Source organism: Mesorhizobium sp. B2-6-2, from assembly GCF_006440615.1.
In the GTDB taxonomy this organism is placed as follows: domain Bacteria; phylum Pseudomonadota; class Alphaproteobacteria; order Rhizobiales; family Rhizobiaceae; genus Mesorhizobium.
Genome location: NZ_VFUG01000011.1, coordinates 167,198 through 189,814, shown reverse-complemented (window position 1 = coordinate 189,814; position 22,617 = coordinate 167,198). Strand labels below are relative to the sequence as shown.

Annotated in this window: 24 protein-coding genes; 15 read left to right on the top strand and 9 right to left on the bottom strand. The window is 63.0% G+C overall.

Annotated features, from left to right (window positions below; translation table 11 throughout):
• Positions 1-227: 227 nt before the first annotated feature.
• On the bottom strand, positions 228-1,130 hold the full coding sequence (locus FJ419_RS21380; RefSeq protein WP_140634096.1) for a LysR substrate-binding domain-containing protein: 903 nt from the start codon (positions 1,128-1,130) through the stop codon (positions 228-230).
• Between the two features lie 89 nt (positions 1,131-1,219).
• Between FJ419_RS21380 and FJ419_RS21375 the strand changes: the two genes are divergently transcribed.
• The 4 genes from FJ419_RS21375 (at position 1,220) to FJ419_RS21360 (ending at position 5,684) form a co-directional block, all read left to right on the top strand.
• Positions 1,220-2,770 carry a trimethylamine methyltransferase family protein gene (locus FJ419_RS21375; RefSeq protein ID WP_140542725.1) on the top strand — a complete coding sequence of 517 codons (1,551 nt, stop codon included), beginning with the start codon at positions 1,220-1,222 and terminating at the stop codon, positions 2,768-2,770.
• A gap of 64 nt (positions 2,771-2,834) precedes the next feature.
• Positions 2,835-4,484 carry an ABC transporter substrate-binding protein gene (locus FJ419_RS21370; protein ID WP_140697836.1) on the top strand — a complete coding sequence of 550 codons (1,650 nt, stop codon included), beginning with the start codon at positions 2,835-2,837 and terminating at the stop codon, positions 4,482-4,484.
• 92 nt (positions 4,485-4,576) lie between these two features.
• Positions 4,577-5,050: a DUF3828 domain-containing protein gene (locus tag FJ419_RS21365; RefSeq protein ID WP_140697833.1), complete on the top strand. Its 474-nt coding sequence runs from the start codon at positions 4,577-4,579 to the stop codon at positions 5,048-5,050.
• A 4-nt stretch (positions 5,051-5,054) separates the two neighbouring features.
• Complete coding sequence (locus tag FJ419_RS21360; protein WP_140697829.1) at positions 5,055-5,684, top strand: hypothetical protein; 630 nt, start codon at positions 5,055-5,057, stop codon at positions 5,682-5,684.
• Between the two features lie 68 nt (positions 5,685-5,752).
• On the opposite strand, the gene queF is transcribed toward FJ419_RS21360, so the two are convergent.
• Positions 5,753-6,214 (bottom strand): preQ(1) synthase, encoded by a 462-nt coding sequence (gene queF / locus FJ419_RS21355; RefSeq protein ID WP_126083116.1) that lies wholly within the window; start codon positions 6,212-6,214, stop codon positions 5,753-5,755.
• A gap of 78 nt (positions 6,215-6,292) precedes the next feature.
• Here queF and FJ419_RS21350 point away from each other — a divergent pair, with 78 nt between their 5' ends.
• Positions 6,293-8,338 carry an NADH:flavin oxidoreductase gene (locus FJ419_RS21350; RefSeq protein WP_140697826.1) on the top strand — a complete coding sequence of 682 codons (2,046 nt, stop codon included), beginning with the start codon at positions 6,293-6,295 and terminating at the stop codon, positions 8,336-8,338.
• A gap of 95 nt (positions 8,339-8,433) precedes the next feature.
• Here the strand turns inward: FJ419_RS21350 and FJ419_RS21345 are convergent, their stop codons facing one another.
• Positions 8,434-8,841, bottom strand: coding sequence for a hypothetical protein (locus FJ419_RS21345; RefSeq protein WP_140634089.1), 408 nt, complete (start codon positions 8,839-8,841; stop codon positions 8,434-8,436).
• A gap of 169 nt (positions 8,842-9,010) precedes the next feature.
• Here FJ419_RS21345 and FJ419_RS21340 point away from each other — a divergent pair, with 169 nt between their 5' ends.
• Positions 9,011-9,418, top strand: coding sequence for a MarR family winged helix-turn-helix transcriptional regulator (locus FJ419_RS21340; RefSeq protein WP_246679281.1), 408 nt, complete (start codon positions 9,011-9,013; stop codon positions 9,416-9,418).
• On the opposite strand, the gene FJ419_RS21335 is transcribed toward FJ419_RS21340, so the two are convergent.
• Both FJ419_RS21335 and FJ419_RS21330 read right to left on the bottom strand, forming a co-directional pair.
• The gene (locus tag FJ419_RS21335; protein WP_140697820.1) at positions 9,409-10,143 is read right to left on the bottom strand and encodes a polysaccharide deacetylase family protein; all 735 of its coding nucleotides are present in this window, start codon (positions 10,141-10,143) and stop codon (positions 9,409-9,411) included. The two genes, FJ419_RS21340 and FJ419_RS21335, sit on opposite strands and share 10 nt — an antisense overlap.
• 213 nt (positions 10,144-10,356) lie before the next feature.
• Positions 10,357-12,426, bottom strand: a complete 2,070-nt coding sequence (locus tag FJ419_RS21330; RefSeq protein WP_140634083.1) for an EAL domain-containing protein — start codon at positions 12,424-12,426, stop codon at positions 10,357-10,359.
• Between the two features lie 299 nt (positions 12,427-12,725).
• Between FJ419_RS21330 and FJ419_RS21325 the strand changes: the two genes are divergently transcribed.
• Both FJ419_RS21325 and tdh read left to right on the top strand, forming a co-directional pair.
• Positions 12,726-13,913, top strand: coding sequence for a glycine C-acetyltransferase (locus FJ419_RS21325; RefSeq protein ID WP_140697817.1), 1,188 nt, complete (start codon positions 12,726-12,728; stop codon positions 13,911-13,913).
• Between the two features lie 218 nt (positions 13,914-14,131).
• Positions 14,132-15,166: an L-threonine 3-dehydrogenase gene (gene tdh / locus FJ419_RS21315; protein ID WP_140546807.1), complete on the top strand. Its 1,035-nt coding sequence runs from the start codon at positions 14,132-14,134 to the stop codon at positions 15,164-15,166.
• Positions 15,167-15,215: 49 nt separating this feature from the next.
• Here tdh and FJ419_RS21310 read toward each other — a convergent pair whose 3' ends face one another.
• Positions 15,216-15,653 carry a MarR family transcriptional regulator gene (locus FJ419_RS21310; RefSeq protein WP_140697814.1) on the bottom strand — a complete coding sequence of 146 codons (438 nt, stop codon included), beginning with the start codon at positions 15,651-15,653 and terminating at the stop codon, positions 15,216-15,218.
• Between the two features lie 127 nt (positions 15,654-15,780).
• Between FJ419_RS21310 and hmgA the strand changes: the two genes are divergently transcribed.
• From hmgA to FJ419_RS21280, 6 genes are all read left to right on the top strand, one after another.
• Positions 15,781-17,094: a homogentisate 1,2-dioxygenase gene (hmgA, locus tag FJ419_RS21305; RefSeq protein ID WP_140697811.1), complete on the top strand. Its 1,314-nt coding sequence runs from the start codon at positions 15,781-15,783 to the stop codon at positions 17,092-17,094.
• Complete coding sequence (locus FJ419_RS21300; protein ID WP_140697807.1) at positions 17,091-17,990, top strand: MBL fold metallo-hydrolase; 900 nt, start codon at positions 17,091-17,093, stop codon at positions 17,988-17,990. Before hmgA ends, FJ419_RS21300 begins: the two co-directional genes overlap by 4 nt.
• Positions 17,987-19,000 carry a fumarylacetoacetate hydrolase family protein gene (locus FJ419_RS21295; protein ID WP_140697804.1) on the top strand — a complete coding sequence of 338 codons (1,014 nt, stop codon included), beginning with the start codon at positions 17,987-17,989 and terminating at the stop codon, positions 18,998-19,000. Before FJ419_RS21300 ends, FJ419_RS21295 begins: the two co-directional genes overlap by 4 nt.
• 16 nt (positions 19,001-19,016) lie before the next feature.
• Complete coding sequence (locus tag FJ419_RS21290) at positions 19,017-19,553, top strand: DinB family protein (RefSeq protein WP_140697800.1); 537 nt, start codon at positions 19,017-19,019, stop codon at positions 19,551-19,553.
• A 69-nt stretch (positions 19,554-19,622) separates the two neighbouring features.
• A complete protein-coding gene (locus tag FJ419_RS21285) occupies positions 19,623-19,880 on the top strand; it encodes a BrnT family toxin (RefSeq protein ID WP_140697797.1) in 258 nt (85 codons plus the stop codon).
• Positions 19,867-20,193 (top strand): BrnA antitoxin family protein, encoded by a 327-nt coding sequence (locus tag FJ419_RS21280; RefSeq protein WP_140634071.1) that lies wholly within the window; start codon positions 19,867-19,869, stop codon positions 20,191-20,193. The genes FJ419_RS21285 and FJ419_RS21280 overlap by 14 nt, the downstream gene beginning before the upstream one ends.
• Positions 20,194-20,208: 15 nt before the next feature.
• Here the strand turns inward: FJ419_RS21280 and FJ419_RS21275 are convergent, their stop codons facing one another.
• The 3 genes from FJ419_RS21275 to hppD form a co-directional block, all read right to left on the bottom strand.
• Positions 20,209-20,586: a type II toxin-antitoxin system VapC family toxin gene (locus FJ419_RS21275; protein ID WP_140697795.1), complete on the bottom strand. Its 378-nt coding sequence runs from the start codon at positions 20,584-20,586 to the stop codon at positions 20,209-20,211.
• On the bottom strand, positions 20,583-20,807 hold the full coding sequence (locus FJ419_RS21270; RefSeq protein ID WP_140697791.1) for a type II toxin-antitoxin system prevent-host-death family antitoxin: 225 nt from the start codon (positions 20,805-20,807) through the stop codon (positions 20,583-20,585). Before FJ419_RS21270 ends, FJ419_RS21275 begins: the two co-directional genes overlap by 4 nt.
• A 68-nt stretch (positions 20,808-20,875) precedes the next feature.
• Positions 20,876-21,991 (bottom strand): 4-hydroxyphenylpyruvate dioxygenase, encoded by a 1,116-nt coding sequence (gene hppD / locus FJ419_RS21265; RefSeq protein WP_140697787.1) that lies wholly within the window; start codon positions 21,989-21,991, stop codon positions 20,876-20,878.
• A 137-nt stretch (positions 21,992-22,128) separates the two neighbouring features.
• Between hppD and FJ419_RS21260 the strand changes: the two genes are divergently transcribed.
• Positions 22,129-22,596: an Lrp/AsnC family transcriptional regulator gene (locus tag FJ419_RS21260; RefSeq protein ID WP_140697783.1), complete on the top strand. Its 468-nt coding sequence runs from the start codon at positions 22,129-22,131 to the stop codon at positions 22,594-22,596.
• Positions 22,597-22,617: the final 21 nt, after the last annotated feature.

Genomic DNA, 22,617 nt, shown 5'->3' with positions numbered 1-22,617 from the left:
GGGGCATGCACATGCGGCATTTCGATTCACCCAACACTTTCCCCGGACAGCCCTGCCCACGAGGGGGGAGATCAGATTTCGCGCCGACCTTAGCCAATCTCCAACGTTGCAAGGGAAGCGCCACCGGCGAAGCTGCCAATTTCCCCCCAAGTGGGGGAGATGTCCGGCAGGCCAGAGGGGGGCGCTGTCCCGCCAGCGTTGCCTGCATCGCCGAACGAAATGCAAATCTAGGCCTGCGCCACCAGCCAGTCCCTGACCCTGCGCGCATTCTCGCTGAGGTCGCGGTTCTTCGGCCAGATGACGTGGAAGCCGATGCCGGTCCGCATCACATGATCGGTCACCGGCACCAGCAGTCCTGATGCCACCAGACGCTCGACCAGATGCCGCCATCCGAGCGAGATGCCTTGCCCTTCCATCACCGCCTGGATCACCAGCGCATAATCGTTGATGCGCAGGCCGCGCTCGGCATTGCGCAGGCTGGTTCCGGCCGACGCGAACCATTCGTCCCAGTTCGGCGCCTCGCGATAGGGTTCCTCGAGATGGATCAGCCGGTGCGTTGCCAGTTCCTCGACCGTCTTCGGCTTGCCGAATTTAGCGAGGTAGCTCGGGCCGGCGACCGGGAAGATCTCCTCGTCGGAGAGCGACAGCGAGTGGTAGTCCGGCCAATCGCGCGGCACCCCGCCGCGCACGCCGAGCGGAATCCCTTCGGCGATGATGTCGAGGTCGCGGTCGGCGGTCTGGATGCGCAGGTCGATACCCGGCAGTTCGTCGCGGAACTGCTGCAGGCGCGGCATCATCCAGAACGAGCCGAAAGCCGTCGAGGCGGCCAAAGTCACATGCCCGCCGGTTGCCTGCAGGCGCAGGTCCTCCGCCGACTTGCGGATATGCGACAGGCCGAGCGAGACGTCGGCATGGAAGCGCTCGCCGGCTTCCGTCAGAAGCACCTGGCGGTGGCGCCGCTGGAAGAGCTTGGCGCCGAGCTGCTCCTCCAGCCCGCGCACGGCATAGGAAACGGCGGCCTGCGTCATGCCGAGCTCGCGTCCGGCGGCGGTGAAGCTCGACAGCCGCCCGGCGGCTTCGAAGACGATGAGGCTGCCGGCCGAGGGCAGGAGGTGGCGCAGGCTTCGCATAAGGTGAACTTATACAGAAGATCAGGATTTTCCAGCGTCACAGCCATATTTTGCCTCGCTAACGTGAGTGGCGGGAAGAAGGAGCCTCCATGAACGCACCGGCCGTTGAATTGACCGAACAGACCCACCGCCGCGGCGGCGGCCGTCTTGGCCGCAAGGCGCTGAGAAGCGCGCCGATCGCGTCCTTCCCGACCCTAGTGCGCAAGATCCCCGCCTATGAGATCGTGCCCGACGAGGCGGTGGAGCTGATCCACGAGGAATCGCTCAAGATCCTCGAGGAGGTGGGCTGCGAATTCCGCGACGACGGGGCGATAGAGCTCTGGAAGGCGGCCGGCGCCGATGTCAGGCAAACGCGCGTCCGCATCGACCGCGCGCTCTTGATGGAACTCGTCTCGAAAGTTCCGCCGGAGTTCACGCTCAACGCGCGCAATCCGGAGCGCACGGTGCGCGTCGGCGGCAAGAACTCGATCTTCGTGCCGATGTATGGCGCGCCCTATATCCGCGACCTCGACAACAAGCGCCGCTACGGCACGCTCGCCGACCTCAACAATTTCCACAAGATGGCCTACATGGCGCCGGCGCTGCATTCGTCGAGCTCGGTCATCTGCGAGCCGATGGAAATCGCGGTTCCGAAGCGGCATCTCCACATCATCCATTCGGCGCTGAAGCATTCCGACAAGCCGTTCATGGGCATCGTGACGTCGAAGGAGCGCGCCGAGGACACGATGGCGATGGCTGGCATCGTCTTTGGCGAGGACTTCGTGCGCGACAACCCGGTGCTGGTGGCGATCACCAACTGCAATTCGCCGCTGGTCTGGGACGCCACCATGATCGACGCCATGCGGGTCTATGCGAGCCACAACCAGCCGCTGATCTTGGCGCCTTTCGCGCTATGCGGCGCCTCGACCTCGGCCTCCGCCGTCGGCGCGGTGGCGCAGGTCAACGCCGAGGCGCTTGCCGGCGTGGCTTTGACCCAGCTCATCCGGCCCGGCTCGCCGCAGCTCTACGGCCAGTTCATGGTCACCGTCGACATGAAGACCGGCGCGCCGATGGGCGGCACGCCGGAAGCGGCACAGATGATGTATCTGATGGGCGCCCTGGCCAGAAAATACAAGCTGCCGTGGCGCACCTCCGGCTTCCATGTCGGCTCCAAGCTCAATGACGCCCAGGCCGGCTATGAGGCCAACATGCTGATGCATGCCGCGATCCTTTCCGGCGCCAATTACATCTGGCATTCCGCCGGCTGGCTGGAGGCGGGGCTCACCTGCGGCTATTCGAAATTCGCCACCGACTGCGAGCAGCTCGTCGGCTGGTACAAATATGCCGGCGGCGTTCCCTTCGACGATTTCAAGGAAGCGATGGCGGCAATCCGCGAGGTCGGCCCGCAAGGGCATTTCCTCGGCACGCAGCACACGCTGGAGCATTTCGAGAGCGCCTTCTTCATGCCCAACATCATGGACTTCAATTCCTTCGAGCAGTGGAGCGCCGAAGGCGCCAAGGACCACGATACGCGCGGCCGAGAAAAAGCGCGCGCCATGCTGGCCGACTACCAGGAGCCGAAGCTCGACGAGGGCATTGCCGAGGGTCTCGCGGATTTGATCGCGCGGCGTGAGGAAAAGCTGCCGGACAGCGTTAGTTGATGCAGATCAACGACAGTTGAAACCAACCGGGCGAAGACCTGAAGAAATCAATGGGAGAACGAGAATGACACTTTTCAGAAGCAATGGCGACCGGGTCCCGGCCGCTATCGAGGCGATGGCGAAGGAGGCGCGGGCTGGCCGCGTCGACCGGCGCGAATTCCTGGCTCTGGCAAGCGCCTTCGGCGCATCGACGGCTTTCGCCTATGGCATGCTCGGCCTTGCCGCGCCGACCAAGGCCCTAGCCGACGAGCCCAAGAAGGGCGGTACGCTGCATGTCGCGATGTCGGTCAAGGCGCAGAAGGATCCGCGCACCTATGACTGGACGGAGATGGCAAACGTCACCCGCACGTGGCTGGAGCCGCTGGTGCGCTACACGCATCAGTTCACTTTCGAGCCGGTGCTGCTTGAAAGCTGGGACGTCAATGACGACGCCACCGAATACACGCTGCATCTGCGCAAGGGCGTGACCTGGAACAATGGCGATGCCTTCAACGCCGATGATGTGGTTTTCAATCTGAACCGCTGGTGCGAGAAGGCCGCTTCCGGCAATTCCATGGCGGCTCGTGTCGGCGCGTTGATCGATGCCAAGACCGGCAAGGCCAAGGACGGCGCGATCACCAAGGTCGACGACCATACGGTCAAGCTGAAGCTCAACGAAGCCGACATCGCCATCATCCCCGGCCTTACCGACTATCCGGCCCTGGTCGTGCACCGCGACTTCGACAAGGACGGCGCCGATCCGATCAAGAAGCCGATCGGCACCGGAGCTTTCGAGCTGGTGTCCTATTCCGTTGGTCAGAAGGCGGTGGTCAAGCGCCGCGAGAACGGCAAGTGGTGGGGCGGCGAAGCGCCGCTCGACGGGGTCGAGTTCATCGACTACGGCACCGACTTCAACGCCACGCTCAATGCGTTCGATTCCGGCGAGATCGACCTCGACTTCGAAACGCCGGCCGACTTCATCGAGCCGCTCGACAAGATGGACCTGGTGAAGTCGGAGGTCGCGACGGCGACCACGCTGGTCGCCCGCACCAACGTCACGCACAAGCCCTATGACGACAAGCGGGTGCGCAACGCGCTGCAGATGGCGGTCGACAACAACCAGGTGATGCAGCTTGGCTACAATGGCCGCGGCACGGTCGGCGAGAACCACCATGTCGCCCCGATCCATCCCGAATACTACCCGCTGCCCAAGAAGGAGCGCGACGCCGCCGGCGCCAAGAAGCTGATGGCCGACGCTGGCCAGGCCGATTTCGAGCATGAGCTGATCACGGTCGAGGACGAATGGCAGAAGAACACCGGCGATGCGATTGCCGGCCAGTTGCGCGACGCTGGCATCAAGGTGAAGCGCACGGTGCTGCCCGGCTCGACCTTCTGGAACGACTGGACGAAATATCCCTATTCGATGACCATCTGGTACATGCGCCCGCTCGGCGTGCAGGTGCTGGCGCTCGGCTACCGCACCGGCGAGGCCTGGAACGAGACGGCCTATTCCAATCCGGAGTTCGACGCCAAGCTCAAGGATGCGCTGTCGCAGATCGACGTCGCCAAGCGCAAGGAGGTGATGAAGGATGTCGAGGCGATCCTGCAAGATTCCGGCGTCATCATCCAGCCCTTCTGGCAGAAGCTCTACTGCCACATGAACAAGAAGGTGAAGAACTATTCGATGCACCAGACCTACGAAATGGACTTCCAGAACGTCTGGCTCGATGCCTGAGCGCGCCTGGACTTCATGAGCCGCAAAAAAGCCGATATGCAGGATGCGTGGCAGCGAGCTTGCCGCCACGCACCGAACCTCGGAGATCCTGCATGAAGCCGATAGTGCTTGCCGCTGCCATGTCGATAGCCTTGCCCGGCGCCGCGCTTGCCGGGCCGGCTTCCAACACCGTGAAGTTCTTCTATGTGCCGGAAGTGAAGTTCGAGGCGGACGCCAAATACCGCGACCGCTTCACCGAGCCGGTGACCAGGCTGTTCGAAGCCAACGACAAGGCGCAGAAGGAGAAGCCCGACGAGGTGTCCTGTATCGACTTCGACCCCGGCCTCGACGCCCAGGACTTCGATCAGAAGACCCTGTCGAAGACGCTGAAGCTCACCGAAGCCGTCAACGGCGACACCGCCGAGGTGACGGCAAGCTTCAATCTCTTCCCGGAAGGCGATGATTCCAAACGCGAAATGATGTGGTCGCTGAAGAAAGTGGACGGCAAGTGGAAGATCGCCGATATCACCTCAAAGACCAGCGACTGGAAGCTCAGCGCGCTGGAATGCGGCGCCTCGACGGAGTGACGCCGTGCTTCGCCTTCTCGTCCTCGTGCTGTCGAGCTTGTCGATGCTGGCCGCGGGGCTGAACGGCGGAGCCTCGGCGCAGGCGCTCTTCGGCTCGCCGCCCCCGAACGCATCTTCAGGCGACAAGGCGCCCGAGATCGACAAGTCGCCGCCAGTGGATAACAGTTCGCCGCCAGCGGTCGACAAGTCGCCGCCTGCCGTGGCGCCGGAAACCAAACCGGCCGAACCGGCGCCCGTCGTACCTGTCCTGCCCGGATCGCCGACCGCGGTGGTGAAGCCGTTCTACGAACATGTCGGGTTGGAACTCGACCCTTCTCAGCGCAAGAACTTCATCGATCCGGCGAAAACCGTGCTCGACAAGAGCGACGCGCTACGCGTCTCGGGGCAGGGCGAGTGCCTCGACCCCAACATGGCGCTCGACAATGCAGACTATGACAAGCTCGCCATCGACCGGAGCCTGCGCACCATCGAAGCCGTCAAGGGCGACGAGGCCAAGGTGGTCGTCGCCTTCGTCGTCGAAGGTCACCAGCATCGCTTGGAATGGAAGCTGAAGAAGGTTAGCGGCGCCTGGAAGGTCTCAGATCTTCTGTCGGTCACAGGCGAATGGGCGCTCAGCCAGTACCAGTGCGAGTGATAATGGTGATTGAAGATCAGGGCTGGCGATCCTTCGCGCGCTGTCCCGCCAGCCTTTCGCAACAAATCTCAACCGCGCCCGCGATAAGGCGCAACGCCGGTATCCGGCAGCCAGGCGTCCTTGGGCGGCGCGCCGGTCTGCCAGAAGACGTCGATCGGAATGCCGCCGCGCGGGAACCAGTAGCCGCCCACGCGCAGCCAGAGCGGCTTGGTCGCCTCCACGATGCGGCGGCCGATCATCACCGTGCACTCCTCATGGAAGGCGCCATGGTTGCGGAACGAGGTCATGAACAGTTTCAGCGACTTCGATTCCACCAGCGTCCGGTCGGGCGCGTAGTCGATGACGATGTGGGCGAAGTCGGGCTGGCCGGTGACCGGGCACAGCGAGGTGAATTCCGGGCAGGTGAAGCGCACGATCGCCGGCGGGCCGTCGCCGCGCTGGAACGGCACGGTCTCCAGCACCGCCTGTTCGGGGCTCTGTGGCGTCTCGACGTGCTTGCCGAGCTGGGTGAGGTTCTTGGCGTCGGTCATGGTGGCTCCTTGCTGCCGCAAGCCAATCGGGCGCGGCTGTTGGCGGCTCCTTAACACGATTGAAATGGCAGGAAGAAGATGACCAGCAACGACCCGCTTCTCCAACCCTATCAGCTCAAGCACCTGACGCTGAAGAACCGGGTGATGTCGACGAGCCATGAGCCGGCCTATTCCGAGGACGGCATGCCGAAGGAGCGCTACCGGCTCTATCATGCCGAGAAAGCCAAGGGTGGCATGGCGCTGACCATGACGGCGGGCTCGGCGATCGTCTCGCGCGACAGCCCGGCCGCCTTCGGCAATCTGCATGTCTATGACGACAGGATCGTGCCGTGGTTGGCCGAACTCGCCGATGCCTGCCATGAGCATGACTGCAAGGTGATGATCCAAATCACTCATCTCGGCCGCCGCACCGGCTGGAACAAGGCCGACTGGCTGCCGGTGCTTTCGGCCTCGCCGGTGCGCGAGCCGGCGCACCGCGCCTTCCCGAAGACCATCGAGGAGTGGGATATCGAGCGCATCGTCGCCGACTATGCGTCGGCCGCGCAGCGCTGCCAGGCGGCCGGCCTCGATGGCATCGAGTTCGAATCTTACGGACATCTGATGGACGGCTTCTGGTCGCCGCTCACCAACCATCGCGACGACGATTTCGGCGGCTCGCTCGACAACCGGCTGCGCTTCACCGACATGGTGCTCGACGCCGTGCGCGCCGCGGTCGGTAAAGAATTCATCGTCGGCATCCGCATGGTCGCCGACGAGGACATCGAAAAGGGCATCTCGAAGGAAGTTGGCGTCGAGATCGCCAGGCGCTTGGGCTCATCCGGCAAGGTCGATTTTCTCAACATCATCCGCGGCACGATCGAGACCGACGCGTCGCTGACCAAGGTCATCCCGGTGGCCGGCATGCGGTCCTCGCCGCATCTCGATTTCGCCGGCGAGGTGAGGGCGGCGACGAAATTCCCGACCTTCCATGCGGCGCGCATTTCCGATGTCGCAACGGCCCGCCACGCCATCGCCACCGGCAAGCTCGACATGGTCGGCATGACCCGCGCCCATATCGCCGATCCGCATATCGTCCTGAAGGTGATGGAAGGCCGCGAGCACGAGATCCGCCCTTGCGTCGGCGCCACCTATTGCCTCGACCGCATCTATGAGGGCGGCGAGGCGCTGTGCGTCCACAACGCCGCGACCGGCCGCGAGGCGACCATTCCGCACGTCATCGCAAAGAGCGAGGGACCGAAGAAGAAAGTCGTGGTGGTGGGCGCTGGCGCCGGCGGCCTGGAGGCCGCCCGCGTCGCCGCCGAACGCGGCCACCAGGTGACGGTGCTCGAAGCCTCCAGCCAGGCCGGAGGACAGGTGCGCTTGGCAACCCAGAACCCGCGCCGCAAGGAACTGATCGGCATCATCGACTGGCGGTTGGCTGAGCTCGACCGTCTCGGCGTCGAGATCCGCTACGACACCTGGGCCGAGAAGGACGATGTGCTGGCGTTGGCGCCGGATGTGGTGATCGTGGCGACCGGTGGCATGCCGCAGAACCCGCCGCTGACGGTCGGCGACAATCTCGTCACCTCAAGCTGGGACATCATGGCCGGCAGCGTCAAGCCGGCCGAGAATGTGCTGCTTTACGACGACAATGGCGGCCATCAGGGCATGGGCGCCGCCGAGCTTATCGCCAACAGCGGCTCGAAGCTGGAACTGGTTTCGCCCGAGCGCTTCTTCGCGCCAGAGATGGGCGGCCTGAACCACGTGCCCTATATGCGCGCCTTCCACGAGAAGGGCGTCACCGTCACCATCAACACCCGCCTGCGTTCGGTGCGACGCGAGGGCAATCAGCTCGTTGCCGAGCTGGCATCGGACTTCGCCGAAGGCTGGCGCGGCGAGCGGCGTGTCGACCAGGTGGTGGTCGAGCACGGCACCGCGCCGCTCGACGATCTTTATCTGTCGCTCAAACCCCTGTCGAAGAATGGCGGTGCCGTCGATTATGAGCGGCTGGTGAGCGGCGGCGACATCTTCCCCGCTCGCAATGCCGAAGGTGGTTTCGTGATGTTTCGCATCGGCGACGCTGTCGGCTCGCGCAACATCCACGCCGCCATCTATGACGGCATCCGGTTCGGGATCAGGATCTGAGGGTTGTGACGCGCAACGGACCTTTGCAAGGAGAGCCACCTGCCGCTTTGGTCCGTTGCGCGCCGCGCCCGGTCGGTTTTGCCGGCCGTGCGATTTCAAAACAGCTTGGCAGACGCCATGCAAAACACGGTGATGACCAGCAGCCCGCCGGCAATGCGTTCGCCTCTGGTCATTTTCGCCCGCAGCTGTGTTTGCGTCGCCTGATCGGCACCGGCCAGCTGTCTGCTGGCGGAGGCGACAAGCGCGCCCTGCACGCCGGCGGCGACCAGGGCCGTCAAAATGCCCAGCGCCAGCACCTTCTCCATTGAGCCGAAAGCCCCTTCATGGAAGAAATACCAAAGCAGTATGCCGGTCAGGAATGCCAGGCCGGAGGCGCCGAGCTGCGGTCGGATGAAGCGCTCCGCCTTGATCTCCGGATCGCGCGCAACCGCAATGGTTGTGCCGGCCCAGAACACGCCGGCCATGACGTGCAGGCCGATGGTGACGATATAGACATATTGCATGACCGCATTCCTCTCTGCCGCCCGCCGCGCGTCGCAGCATGTCGACGCCATCAATAAGACAAAGTTAGATATCTAACGGTTAGATGTCAATCATGAAGCCAGGTTTCATGTTCCAATCGCTTTGCTCTACTGTCAGGTCATGACACCGTTTGACCGTCCGCCCGTCGGCATGACTCTCGCTCGCACCTCGAAAGTGGTGGCGCAGGCTTTCGACGCCGCGATGGTCGAGGCCGGCGGAACGCTGCCGGTCTGGGTGACCTTGCTCTCGGTCAAGTCGAAGGAACTGGCGAACCAGCGCGAGCTTGCCGGCATGATCGGCATCCAGGGCGCGACGCTTACCCATCACCTCAACGGCATGGAGGCGCAAGGGTTGCTGACACGCCGCCGCGATCCGGAAAACCGCAGGGTCCATCAAGTGGCGCTGACCGAGACCGGCGAAGCGTTGTTCGAGAAACTACGGCTTGCGGCGGTCGCCTTCGACAAGCGTCTGCGGGCTGGCATCCCCGATGACAAACTCGCCGAATTCACCGAGGTGCTTGCGGCGCTTAGGCGCAACGCCGAGCCGCCTCAGTCGTAACCTGGTATCGCGCCGAAGGCGTAGTGGCGCAGCTTGAGCGCCGCGATCAGCGCCGTCAGTTTCGCCTTGCCGTCAAAAGCGTCCTGGAACATTTCGTCGTGCATGAGCAGGATCAGCTTGTTCGGTTTGGCGAAATGGCCATACCCGAACAGATGGTCGATCTCGCTGACCAGATGGTCGACGCTCTGCACGGGCTTGCCGCTGTCTTCATGCACCCATTCATGGTCCCAGCCGTAGAGCCAGAAGCCGGAGGCCGCGACGAATTCGTAGTCCGGATCCTCGCGCCCCGCCTCCGCCAGCCCGAGCGAATTGTCGTCCTTCGAGTAATTGGGCAGCCGGAACACGTCGCGTCCCGGCAGCCGCGCATGCACGGCCGGCTTGAGGCCGAGCACGGCATTGGCCCTGAGCATATCGGCGACCACGCCTTCGGTATCGCCGTAAAAATGCCGGTAGTGATTGTAGGCATGGCTGTAGCTGTGATTGCCGATCGTCACCAGCGGCACCGATTTTGCCCGTTGCAGCAACGCCCGGTTGGTTGCGTTCGCCTCGGCATGCATGCCGACCATGAACAGCGTCGCCGGCACCTGCTCGGCCTGCAGCACGTCGAGTATGTTGCTGGTGCCGTTCAGCGGACCGTCATCGAAGGTGAGATAAATGGTGCGATCGGCGGCCAAAGCCGGCGATGCGATCGACAACAGCAGCGGCAGGATAAGACGAAGCGGCATCCGCAAAAACTGCTTGCGATCATAGCAAGACGCTGTTGCAGCGCGGATCCTATCGAGCATGGCTGGATGCCGAGATGTGGTGAGATTCAGGTCAGGCCGAGTCGAAAATGGTGGTTTCCGAGAACCGGAGCGGAGCGTACTTAACGTACGTGAGCACCGGAAGCGCAGGAAGCCGGCATTTGCAGGCCGGCCTCACCTGAATATCGGCGCATCTCAAGCCAAGCTGCCGTGCAGCACCTTCAGCTTCGCCTTCTTCGGGCTGCGCGCCAAAAGCCATTCGCGCGCTTTGTCCTGCGGCATCGGGAAGGCGATGGAATAGCCTTGCACCTGATCGCACCCGATCGCCATCAGCGAGTCGAGCTCGGCCTCGGTTTCGGCGCCCTCCGCGACGATCGAGATGCCCAGCCCCCGCGCAAGCTCGGTGATGGCGCGTACGATCTTGGAGTTGTCGCCGTTCTCGTTGATGTTCTGGACGAAGCGGCGATCGATCTTGAGCCGGTCGATCTCGTTGGGGTTGACGTGGCTGAGCGAGGCATAGCCGGTGCCGAAGTCGTCAAGCTCGAGATGCACGCCGGCGGCGCGGATGTGGCGCAGCTTCGCGGCGATCCCGGTCTTCTCGTCATCGAGGATGACGGATTCCACGATCTCCAGCGCCAGCTTCTGTGGGGGCAGCCCGGCCCGCTCCAGCGTGCCGAACAGGAAGGCGTCGAAATCGGGCTCGCGCAGCTCTGTGCCCGAGACGTTGACGGCGAGGCGTCCGAAATCGATGCCGGCGCGGTTCCATTCGGCAGCTTCCTCGATCGCTTTGGCGATGACGATGCGGCCGATATCCGGCATGAAGCCGCATTTCTCGGCGACGGGGATGAATTCGCCGGGCGAGATCATGCCGCGCGTCGCGTGCTTCCAGCGCACCAGCGCCTCGATGCCGCTGATCTTGCCGCTGGTCAGCGATACCTGCGGTTGGAAATAGACCTCAAAACTCTTGTTGGCGATCGCCGTGCGGATGTCCTGTTCGAGCTGTTTGCGGTAGTCGAGCTCGCGGCGCAGTTCCTCGGAGAAGAAGGAGAAGTTGCCGCCGCCGAGCTTCTTGGCGGAATAGAGCGCGAGATCGGCATGGACGAGCAGGTCCTGCGCGTTGTCGGCGTCGACCGGATAGACGGCGATGCCGGCGCTGGCGCCTGGCATGATGGTCGTGCCCTGGAACGTGATCGGCTCGTTGATCTCGCCGAGAATGCGCTTGGCCAGCGCATGGATGTCCTCGGTGCTGCCGGCGCCGTTGAGGATCATGACGAACTCGTCGCCGCCGAGCCGCGCGCACAGATCCGACGCGCGGCAGGAATCGCGCATGCGCTGCGCGGTCACCACCAGCACGTAGTCGCCGGCGGCATGGCCAAGCGTGTCGTTGATCTGCTTGAAGCGGTCGAGATCGAGCTGGATCACCGCCAGGCGCTCGCGGCGGCGGTGCGCGCCCTTGATCAGCGTTTCGAAATGGTCGGTGAGGAAGGTGCGGTTGTGCAGTCCGGTCAGGCCGTCATGCACGGCGATGAAGGCCATCGAGTTGCGCGCGTCGACCAGCTCGCGCGTCTTGCGCAGGATGGCGTTGGACATCGGCCGGAAGATGAACAGCGCGACCAGCACGATGACGCCGAGGGTGGCGAAGAACAGCGTGCGGTGCAGGTTGAGCAATTGACCGGAGCGTTCGTCGGCAAAGGCGCTGATGCGTTGGCCGAGCGCGGCATAGCCGGACAAGGTCGCATTGGCGACGGAGGCGTCGAGGCCGGCGCGCTCAGTGCCGCCCTTATAGCCGTCGCTTTGCATGCCGAGTTGGGATCCGAAGGACGAGGCCAGTCGCTCGCCGTTGGCCACCAGGCCGACGGAGAAATAGTCGAGATGGAACGGCTTGCTGAACAGCACGTATTCGATCGACTTGGGATCGTTGCGCGCCGGCGACAGCGGGTCGGCACCGGTCTCGGTGAGCAGCCGGTCGTAATTGGTCTCGAACTCGCCGGTCGCCTGCTTGAGCGCGGTCACCAGCGCCGGCTGCTTGTCGCGCGAGGCGGCACCCGTGGCGCTGGCCAGGAACACGATGCGCTGCGACAGCGCCTTCTGCGTCGAGACGATGTCGAGCAGTGCGTCGTTATGTTGCTGCTGCGCCATCAACTGCTGCAGAAGAATGAAGGACGCCACCACCATGGCGGCGATGATCGTCAGCGCCAGCCAGTAGCCGGTCTTGATGAGCAGGATCAGCGTGCGTGAAACGCTCTGCACTGGCTGCTGCGACATAACTGGGTGACCCCTCCGGTCGACGGATTCCTGCCAAGGATTCGTGGCGGGAAAATGCTTGCCTTGAAAGGGTTAACAGGTCGGCAAGGGGGAGCGGCGGCTGTCATGGCGGTTCGACAATGCTTGCAAGATGGTTATCACGTCCTTTCCCGCACCCCGGTTTTTTGATCGTATTGCCGCCACGCCATCGCAGGGATTGCGACCGGGCTTTCGCAGCGCCACCGAAGCGGTCGCTTTTGCAATGGATTTTTCGTGCCTGTAGCGCGACAGTCCGGCCTCGAACCGAACAGGGCCGGACCATGAGCAAAGCATTCCTTTCCCATATCGACAGCGAGCTTCAAGGCCTGAAATCGGCCGGACTCTACAAGTCCGAGCGGGTGATCTCCTCGATGCAATCCGCCGAGATCGAGGTCGGCGGCGAAAAGGTGCTGAATTTCTGCGCCAACAACTATCTCGGGCTCGCCGACAGCCCGGATCTGCGCGACGCGGCAAAGCACGCGCTCGACCGCTATGGCTACGGCATGGCCTCCGTGCGCTTCATTTGCGGCACGCAGGAGGAGCACAAGCAGCTCGAAGCGACGATTTCGTCCTTTCTCGGCATGGACGACACCATCCTCTATTCTTCCTGCTTCGACGCCAATGGAGGCCTGTTCGAAACGCTGCTCGGCGAGGAGGACGCCATCATCTCGGATGCGCTGAACCACGCCTCGATCATCGACGGCGTGCGGCTCTCGAAGGCCAAACGTTTCCGCTACGCCAACAATGACATGGCCGATCTCGAGGCCCGGCTGAAGGAGGCCAAGGACTGCCGCTTTCGGCTGATCGCCACCGACGGCGTGTTCTCGATGGACGGCATCATCGCCAACCTCAAGGGCGTCTGCGACCTCGCCGAGAAATACGACGCCATGGTCATGGTCGACGACAGCCATGCGGTCGGCTTCGTCGGCAAGAACGGCCGTGGCTCGGCCGAGCATTGCGGCGTCGAGGGCAGGGTTGACATCATCACGGGCACGCTCGGCAAGGCGCTGGGCGGTGCCTCGGGCGGTTACACGTCGGGCAAAAGCCAGGTGGTCGACTGGCTGCGCCAGCGCTCGCGCCCCTATCTCTTCTCCAACACGCTGATGCCGGCGATCGCCGGCGCCTCGATCAAAGTCTTCGACCTGATCCGCCATGGCGACGCCTTGCGCGAGCGCCTATATGCCAATGCGGACCGGTTCCGCTCCAGGATGGGCAAGCTCGGCTTCACGCTGGCTGGCGCCGATCATCCGATCATCCCGGTGATGCTGGGCGACGCGGCGCTGGCGCAGGAGATGGCGCAGCGCATGCTGAAGCGCGGCATCTATGTCATCGGCTTCTCCTTCCCGGTGGTGCCGAAGGGCCAGGCGCGCATCCGCACGCAGATGTCTGCCGCCCATTCCAGCGCCGACATCGACCGCGCGGTCGAAGCGTTCGGGGCGATCGGCAAGGAACTGGGCATAATTAGATAATCGCGAATGTTTACGCTCTACGGCGCTCCCCTCTGTCCTGCCGGACATCTCCCCCACTTGGGGGGAGATTGGCAGTTCGGGCGCGGCGTTTATCTTGCAACGTTCGCGATCGGCGAAAGCGAAGGCGATGATCGATCTCCCCTCTTGTGGGGGAGATGTCCGGCAGGACAGAGGGGGGCGCGAAGGAACGCAAGCCTCCGCATTGTTTGGAGAGACGCATGTCGAACATGATGAAGGCGCTGGTGAAGGCCAAGGCCGAGCCGGGCATCTGGATGGAAGAGGTGCCGGTGCCGGAGATCGGCCCCAACGACGTGCTGATCAAGGTCAAGAAGACCGCGATCTGCGGCACCGACGTCCATATCTACAATTGGGACCAGTGGGCGCAGAAGACGGTGCCCGTGCCGATGGTGACAGGCCACGAATTCGTCGGCACGGTCGCTGATTTCGGCGCCGCGGTCACCGAATACAAGGTCGGCCAGCGTGTGTCGGGCGAAGGCCACATCGTCTGCGGCCATTGCCGCAACTGCCGCGCCGGGCGAGGGCATCTCTGCCGCAACACACTTGGCGTCGGCGTCAATCGTCCCGGCGCCTTCGGCGAGTATCTGGCGATCCCACAGCACAATGTCGTGCCGATCCCTGACGACGTGCCGGATGAGATCGCTGCCATCTTCGATCCCTTGGGCAATGCGGTCCACACCGCCCTGTCCTTCGATCTGGTCGGCGAGGACGTGCTGGTCACCGGCGCAGGCCCGATCGGCATCATGGGCGCGCTGGTGGCGCAATGCGTCGGCGCCAGAAAGGTCGTCATCACCGACATCAATCCGGTCCGGCTGGATCTGGCGCGCAAGCTCGGCGTCCAGCACGTCGTCGACGCCTCGAAGGAAAAGCTGCGCGACGTCATGCCGTCGATCGGCATGAGCGAAGGTTTCGACGTCGGCCTGGAGATGTCGGGCGCGGCTCCCGCTTTCCGCGACATGATCGACACCATGAACAATGGCGGCAAGATCGCCATCCTCGGCATCGCGCCGACCGGCTTCGAGATCGACTGGAACAAGGTAATTTTCAAGATGCTGCATCTCAAAGGCATCTACGGCCGCGAGATGTTCGAGACCTGGTACAAGATGATCGCCCTGGTGCAAGGCCCGCTGGATGTCTCGGGGCTGATCACCCATCGCATCGGGATCGACGATTTCCAGGTGGGGTTCGATGCGATGAGGAGCGGAAATTCCGGCAAGGTGGTGATGGATTGGTAGGGGGCTCTGAAGAGACGTCGAGTTCCTTCGCCCCCCGCCAGTCTCTCATCTACTTTCCCTCCAACGCCACCTCCAGCGCAGTCACCCCCTTTGCTATCGCCACCCGCTCCTCCACACTCAGCCTCCCCAGCAGTTCCCTTTCAAACGCCTTCGCCAGCGGCACCATCTCGCGATAGGCCGCGAGCCCCGCTTTGGTCAGCGCCAAGCGCTCTACGCGGCGGTCGTTCTCATCCGGCGTGCGCGTCAACCACCGCCGCCGTTCCAGCTCGGCTACCGCGCGCGACACCTTGGTCTTATGCATGGCCGACTGTTCGCCGAGCTCGGTCGCCGTCATCGTGCCGCGCTCGCCAAGCCCCGACAGCGTGCGCCATTCCGGTCGCGTCAGACCGTGGCGCTCCTTGTAAATGCGCGAAAATTCGCGGCTGACGGTATCCGCCAACCGATAGAGTCGGTAGGGCAGGAAACTTTCCAGCTCGAGGATTTCCATGGTCGCACCGCGAAAGCGTCAGCCGTTGATAGTTACATTTTCAATGGTTACAAATGAAACCAGTTTGGTCAACATCGCCGGCAGGCCAGGTTCTTGAAGCTTGCAAGTCGGGATCAGGGAGGATCGGATGGGCTTTTCCTACATGCCGGGTTTCGGCAATGATTTCGAGACCGAGACGCTGCCCGGATCGCTGCCGCAGGGCCGCAACTCGCCGCAGCGGCCGGCCTACGGCCTCTATGCCGAGCAGCTTTCGGGCTCGCCCTTCACCGCGCCGCGCGGCACCAACGAGCGCTCCTGGCTCTACCGCATCCGTCCGAGCGTAAAGCACACCGGCCGCTTCAAGGGCGCCAGCTATCCCTTGTGGAAGACCGGGCCCAATATCGGCGACCACGAGCTGGCGCTCGGCCAATACCGCTGGAACCCGACGCCGATGCCGACCGAGCCGACCGACTTCATTTCCGGCATGCGTACCTTCACCACGGCCGGCGATGCGGTTGGCCAGTCGGGCATGGCCGCGCATGTCTATGTCGCCAACCGGTCGATGGTGGACGATCATTTCTTCAATGCCGACGGCGAATTGCTGGTCGTGCCGCAGGTGGGCGCGCTGCGCTTCGTCACCGAAATGGGCGTGATCGAGCTTCGCCCCGGCGAGATCGCGGTGCTGCCGCGCGGCCTCGTCTTCAAGGTCGAGCTCGCCGACGAGGAGGCGCGCGGCTATGTCTGCGAGAATTACGGCGCCAAGTTCACCATGCCCGACCGCGGCCCGATCGGCGCCAATTGCCTGGCCAATCCGCGCGACTTCAAGACGCCCTGCGCCTGGTTCGAGGAGAAGGAGACGCCCTGCCGGCTGATCGTCAAATGGTGCGGCGCCTTCCACGTTACCGAACTCGGCCATTCGCCGCTCGACGTCGTCGCCTGGCATGGCAACTACGCGCCCTACAAATATGATCTGGCGACGTTTTCGCCCGTCGGCGCCATCCTGTTCGACCACCCCGATCCATCGATCTTCACCGTGCTGACGGCGCCGAGCGGCGAGGAGGGCACGGCCAATGTCGACTTCGTCATCTTCCCGCCGCGCTGGCTGGTGGCCGAAAATACGTTCAGGCCGCCCTGGTACCACCGCAACATCATGAGCGAGTTCATGGGCCTGATCCACGGCCAGTATGACGCCAAGGAGGAAGGTTTCGTGCCCGGCGGCATCAGCCTGCACAACCAGATGCTGGCGCATGGCCCGGACGCTTCCGGCTTCGAGAAGGCGACGCGCGCCGACCTGAAGCCGGCCAAGCTCGACAACACCATGGCCTTCATGTTCGAGACGCGCTTTCCGCAGATGCTGACGCGCTACGCCGCCGAGCTCGGCACCTTGCAGGAGAACTATATCGACTGCTGGGCCGACCTGAAGAAGCGTTTCAACGGCACCCCGGAAGGCGACTGGTCTTGAGCACCGAAAACGTGGACCGGCTCGTCCTACTCGGCTCCAAGGGTGGCCCGGCAGTCCGGCCGGGCGGACCCTGGCCGAGTTCGTCGCTGCTTGAAATCGGCGGGCGCCCCATCGTCGTCGATTGCGGACTTGGCGTCACGCGTGCGCTGACTGATGCCGGCGTCAGCCTGAAGGCACTCGACCTGATCTTCGTCACGCATCTGCATTCGGACCACGTTCTGGAACTCGGGCCGTTGATCCACACCGCCTGGACGGCGGGGCTCGCGACGCCGGTGACCGTTTTTGGCCCACCCGGCACGGGGCATTACTGGCAATGCTTCTGCCAGGCGATGGAGTTCGACATCGAGATCCGCATCATCGACGAAGGTAGGCCGGACATCCGCGACCTGATCACGGTCGAGGAGTTCGGCGAAGGGTCGGTTCTGGACGAGCGAGGTCTGACGGTGACTGCGTTGCGCGTCGACCATCCGCCGGTCACCGACTGTTTTGCGCTGCGTTTCGAGCAACGCGGCAAGAGCGTGGTGTTTTCCGCCGACACCGCCTTCTTCCCGCCACTGGCCGGCTTTGCCAAAGGAGCCGACATCCTCGTCCATGAAGCCATGCTGGAGGAGGGCGTGGAGCGACTGGTCGCCCGGACCGGCAACGGCGCGCGGCTGCGCGAGCATCTCCTGGCCAGCCACAGTTTTGCCGACGAAGCAGGCCGCATCGCCAGCGAGGCCGGGGTGAAGCGGCTGGTGCTCAACCATCTCATTCCAGCCGACGATCCGGCAATCGGCGAAGCCGACTGGACCGCAGCCGTCAGGAAAACTTGGGCCGGCGACTTGACGATTGCCCGCGACGGCCTTGTTGTGGGGCTAAGCGGTCAGAAGGCCGCGTCAGGAGAGGAAACCGCATGAAGCTTGCCACATTGAAGAACGGGACGCGCGACGGAAAACTGGTCGTGGTCTCGCGCGATCTGACGCGGTTCACCGACGCTTCCTTCCTGGTGCCGACGCTGCAGGCTGCGCTCGACGATTGGCGCCGCATTGCGCCGCATCTGGCGGCCATGGCCGAATCGCTTGAGACCAACGCAGTTCCCTCGGCGCGTTTCCACGAGCACGACGCGCATTCGCCGCTGCCGCGCGCCTACCAATGGGCGGACGGCTCGGCCTATGTGAACCATGTCGAGCTGGTGCGGAAGGCACGCGGCGCCGAGATGCCGGCAAGCTTCTGGACCGACCCGCTGATCTACCAGGGCGGTTCGGACTCCTTCATTGCGCCGCGCGATCCAATCCGCATGGCGGACGAAACCGTCGGCATCGACATGGAGGCCGAGGTCGCGGTCGTCGTCGACGATGTGCCGATGGGCGCCAGTCTGGAACAAGCGAAGCAGGCAATCCGCCTCATTATGCTGGTCAACGACGTCACGCTGCGCGCCATCACCGGGCCGGAACTGGCCAAAGGCTTCGGCTTCTTCCAGTCGAAACCCTCGTCGGCCTTCTCGCCGGTTGCCGTCACGCCCGACGAGCTGGGCAATGCCTGGGACGGCGGCAAGGTTAATCTCTCGCTGCTGGTCGACGTCAACGGCAAGCCGTTCGGCCGCGCCAATGCCGGCGTCGACATGACCTTCGATTTCCCGGCGCTGATCGCGCATGCCGCGAAAACCCGGCCGCTCGCCGCCGGCAGCATCATCGGCTCGGGCACGGTCTCCAACAAGCTCGATGGCGGGCCAGGCAAGCCGGTTGCGGCGGGCGGCGCCGGCTATTCCTGCATCGCCGAGCTGCGCATGATCGAGACCATCGAGAACGGCGAGCCGAAGACGCCCTTCCTGCGTTTCGGCGACACGGTGCGCATCGAGATGAAGGACAGAACCGGCCATTCGATCTTCGGCGCCATTGAGCAGAAGGTCGAGAAATACGAGGGGTGAGGGGAGCATTGAGCCGGTGACCATGCTGGAGCATCTGCGCCGCATGGCGCGCAACAATCTCTGGTCGAACGACCGGCTCTATCGTGCCGTGCTGGCGCTTCAGCCCGGCGAGCTCGAGGCCGTGCGCACCAGCTTCTTTCCGTCGATCAGGGAGACGCTCAACCACATCCTCGCGATCGACCTTCTCTATCTCGACTTCCTGACCGGCGGTGGCCTCGGAGCCTCGGCCTATGATGATTTCGTGCCCTTCAACGATGCAGTCGGTCTGGCCGAGGCACAGGCCGATTTCGACCGCAAGCTGATCGCCTTTTGCGATGGTCTGTCCGAGGCCGATCTCGATCGCCGCGTCATCACCGACCGGCGCGAGGACGGCATGATCCCCGAGCGGATCGGCGACATCCTCGCGCATGTCTTCTTGCACGACATCCATCACCGCGGGCAGGTGCATGCCATGCTTTCCGGCACCTCGGTCGCGCCCCCGCAGCTCGACGAATTCCTGCTCGACTATGACCTGAAGCTCAGAAAGGATGAAGTCGAGCGACTGGGGTTGTGAACGAGACGACCTGAAAAATTATTGTAGTTACGAAAATTATTGACTTAATTATTGTAGGTACATAAATTTATGAAGATCGTTTGGGATGAGCCGAAGCGGCTGGCCAACCTTGAGAAGCACGGGCTGGATTTTGCCGCTGTGGATGACGGATTCTTTCTCACGTCGACAATCCGGACGGCCAAGGCCGGACGCTTCATGGCGATCGGTTGGCTCGTTGGCGGAGTCGTTGCGGTGATCTTTGCCCGGCTTGGCTCCGAGGGCATTTCGATAATTTCGATGCGGCCGGCCAACCAGGCGGAAAGGAGATTGTTCGATGGCAAAGTCTAAGCTGAACATCACGAAGCCAGACAAGGAATTCCAGCCAGGCAAGGGCTTCACGAAGGAAGATTGGGACACCGTTTCCGACAATCCCGAGTGGACTGAGGAGGACTTTCGAAACGCTCGTCCCTTCACCGAGGTCTTTCCCGACCTTGCCGAAAGCATTCGCCGATCGCGTGGCCGACCGGCGCTCGACAATCCGAAGAAGCAGGTGACGCTGCGGCTCGATAGCGACGTGATTGCCCGCTTTCGCGCCGGCGGGCCCGGCTGGCAGAGCCGGATCAACGATATCCTGCGCAAAGCCGCTGGTCTCCAAAAGTAGCTCGATCGCATGGCGTCAGGCCAATGCGACCTGGTAACGGGCGAAATTCGGGTCCGAAGTCAGGATTGCAAGCTTCTCCATTTGCGCTTGTGCAATCAGCAACCGGTCGAACGGATCGCCATGGTGCGGAGGTAAGTCGCCGACTGCGTGCGCGTGCTGCAAAGTAACGGCGAGGGGCTGAAACCGCATCCTAGGCAGCAACGCCGGCAGATCGTCTGGCGCTTGAAGCTTTCCAATTGACCGTTTGATGGCGATCTCCCAAACGCTCGCCGCGCTGGCGAACACCACTGCCTCCGATGCGAGGATGGCGCGGTGGTGCTCACTGAGGCGTCGATCGTCCGAAATAGACCAGAGGATGATATGCGTATCGGCGAGAAACGGGCCGGTCGTCATTTGACGTACTCGTCCCATTCGGGACCGAGTTCGTCAAAGTCGTCCGCAATCCAGATCTTGCCCTTCAAGGCGCCGATACGCGGCAGCGGTTCCACGACTGCCGGGGGTACAATACGCGCGGCCACCTTGCCGTGGCGCGTCAGCACGATCTCCTCACCGGCTTCCGCGCGGCTTACGAGCTCCGACAATTTGGCCTTAGCTTCGGCGATGGAAATATTCATGGACGCGACCTTTATGACCATAATTTAGGTCATAATTGATCGCGCCGCAACAATCTGAATCGAGCGGCTTACGCCGCCTTGCCGTCCAGCTTGATCACGCCACGCTTGATCTGGTCCTGCTCGATCGATTCGAAGAGCGCGCGGAAATTGCCTTCGCCAAAACCTTCGTCGCCCTTGCGCTGGATGAACTCGAAGAAGATCGGGCCGATCACGGTTTTGGAGAAGATCTGCAGCAGGATCTTGGTCGTGCCGCCATCGACGACGCCTTCACCGTCGATGAGGATGCCGTGCTTCTTCATGCGCTCGATCGGCTCGTCGTGGCCGTGCACGCGCTCATGCGACATCTCGTAATAGGTGTCGGGCGGGCCGGGCATGAACTTCAGCCCGTTGGCGGCGAGCTTGTCGGTGGCCTCGTAGATCGCATCGGTGCCGACCGCGATATGCTGGATGCCCTCGCCATTGTACTTCTTCAGATACTCGGCGATCTGGCTGGTCTCGTCCTTGGACTCATTCAGCGGAATGCGGATCTTGCCGCAGGGCGAGGTGATGGCGCGGCTGACCAGGCCGGTGATCTTGCCGTCGATGTCGAAGAAATGGATCTGCTTGAAGCCGAACAGGTCGCGATAGAAATCCCACCATTTGTCCATGTTGCCGCGATAGACATTGTGGGTGAGGTGGTCGAGATAATAGAAGTCGACGCCTTCGGGCTTCGGGTCGCGCTCGCCCAGCCACTCGAACTCGGCGTCATAGGCCGAGCCTTTCTCGCCATAGGCTTCGATGAAATAAAGCAGCGAGCCGCCGATGCCGACGATCGCCGGCACGTCGAGTGCCTTGTCGGTTCCCTCATAGGGCGTGGCACCCTTCGAGACGGCATGGTCGAAGGCATGTTTGGCATCGACTACGCGCCACGCCATCGAGGCGGCGCAGGGGCCGTGCTTTTGGACGAACTTCATCGCATGCGAGCCGGGCTCGGCATTGACGACATAATTGATGTCGCCCTGGCGCCAGACGGTGATGTCCTTGCTGCGGTGCCTTGCGACCGCGACATAGCCCATGCGGGTGAACAAATCGGCGAGCTTTTCGGGCTCCGAATGTGCGAACTCGACGAATTCGAAACCGTCGGTGCCGGCTGGGTTTTTCTTGTTGATCCTGGCCGGCGGGGCGTCGTGCGGGAAGGGGCCCATGCAGTCCTCCGAAAGCTGTCGCGGCCGTGCTTGGCCAATTTCCGCGATGATAGCGCGCAGTGCCCGCACGGTGCTTGCATTCAACCGCTTGAAATGCTCATCATGTGCGCAATTTGTGCATGAACGGAGGACTGTTCGTGGATGATACGCGTCTCGACCAATTTGACCGCAAGATAATGGCACTTCTGCAGGAGGATGCGCGATTCACCAACAACGATCTGGCGGAGCGCGTGAACCTGTCGCCCTCGCAATGCTCGCGCCGCCGTCTGCGGCTGGAAGAGGACGGCTATATCAAGGGCTACCGCGCCGTGCTCGATCGCGACCGTCTGGGCTTTTCGCTGGTCAACGTCATCTCGGTGACTTTAGCCACTCACAATCGCGACAACGCCCGCCGCTTCGGCGAGTTGGTCGCCCGCCTGCCCGAAGTGCAGGAGGCGCACGCGCTGACCGGCGAGATGGACTATATCCTGAAGGTGGTGACGCCCGATCTCAAATCGTTGTCCGAATTCGTCAACGGCGTGCTCCTGCCGCACGAATCCGTGCAGCATGTGAAGACGGCGATCGTGCTGGAGACGCTTAAGGAAACCGGTGCGCTGCCGATTTAAATTTTCGCGAATTTATCGGAT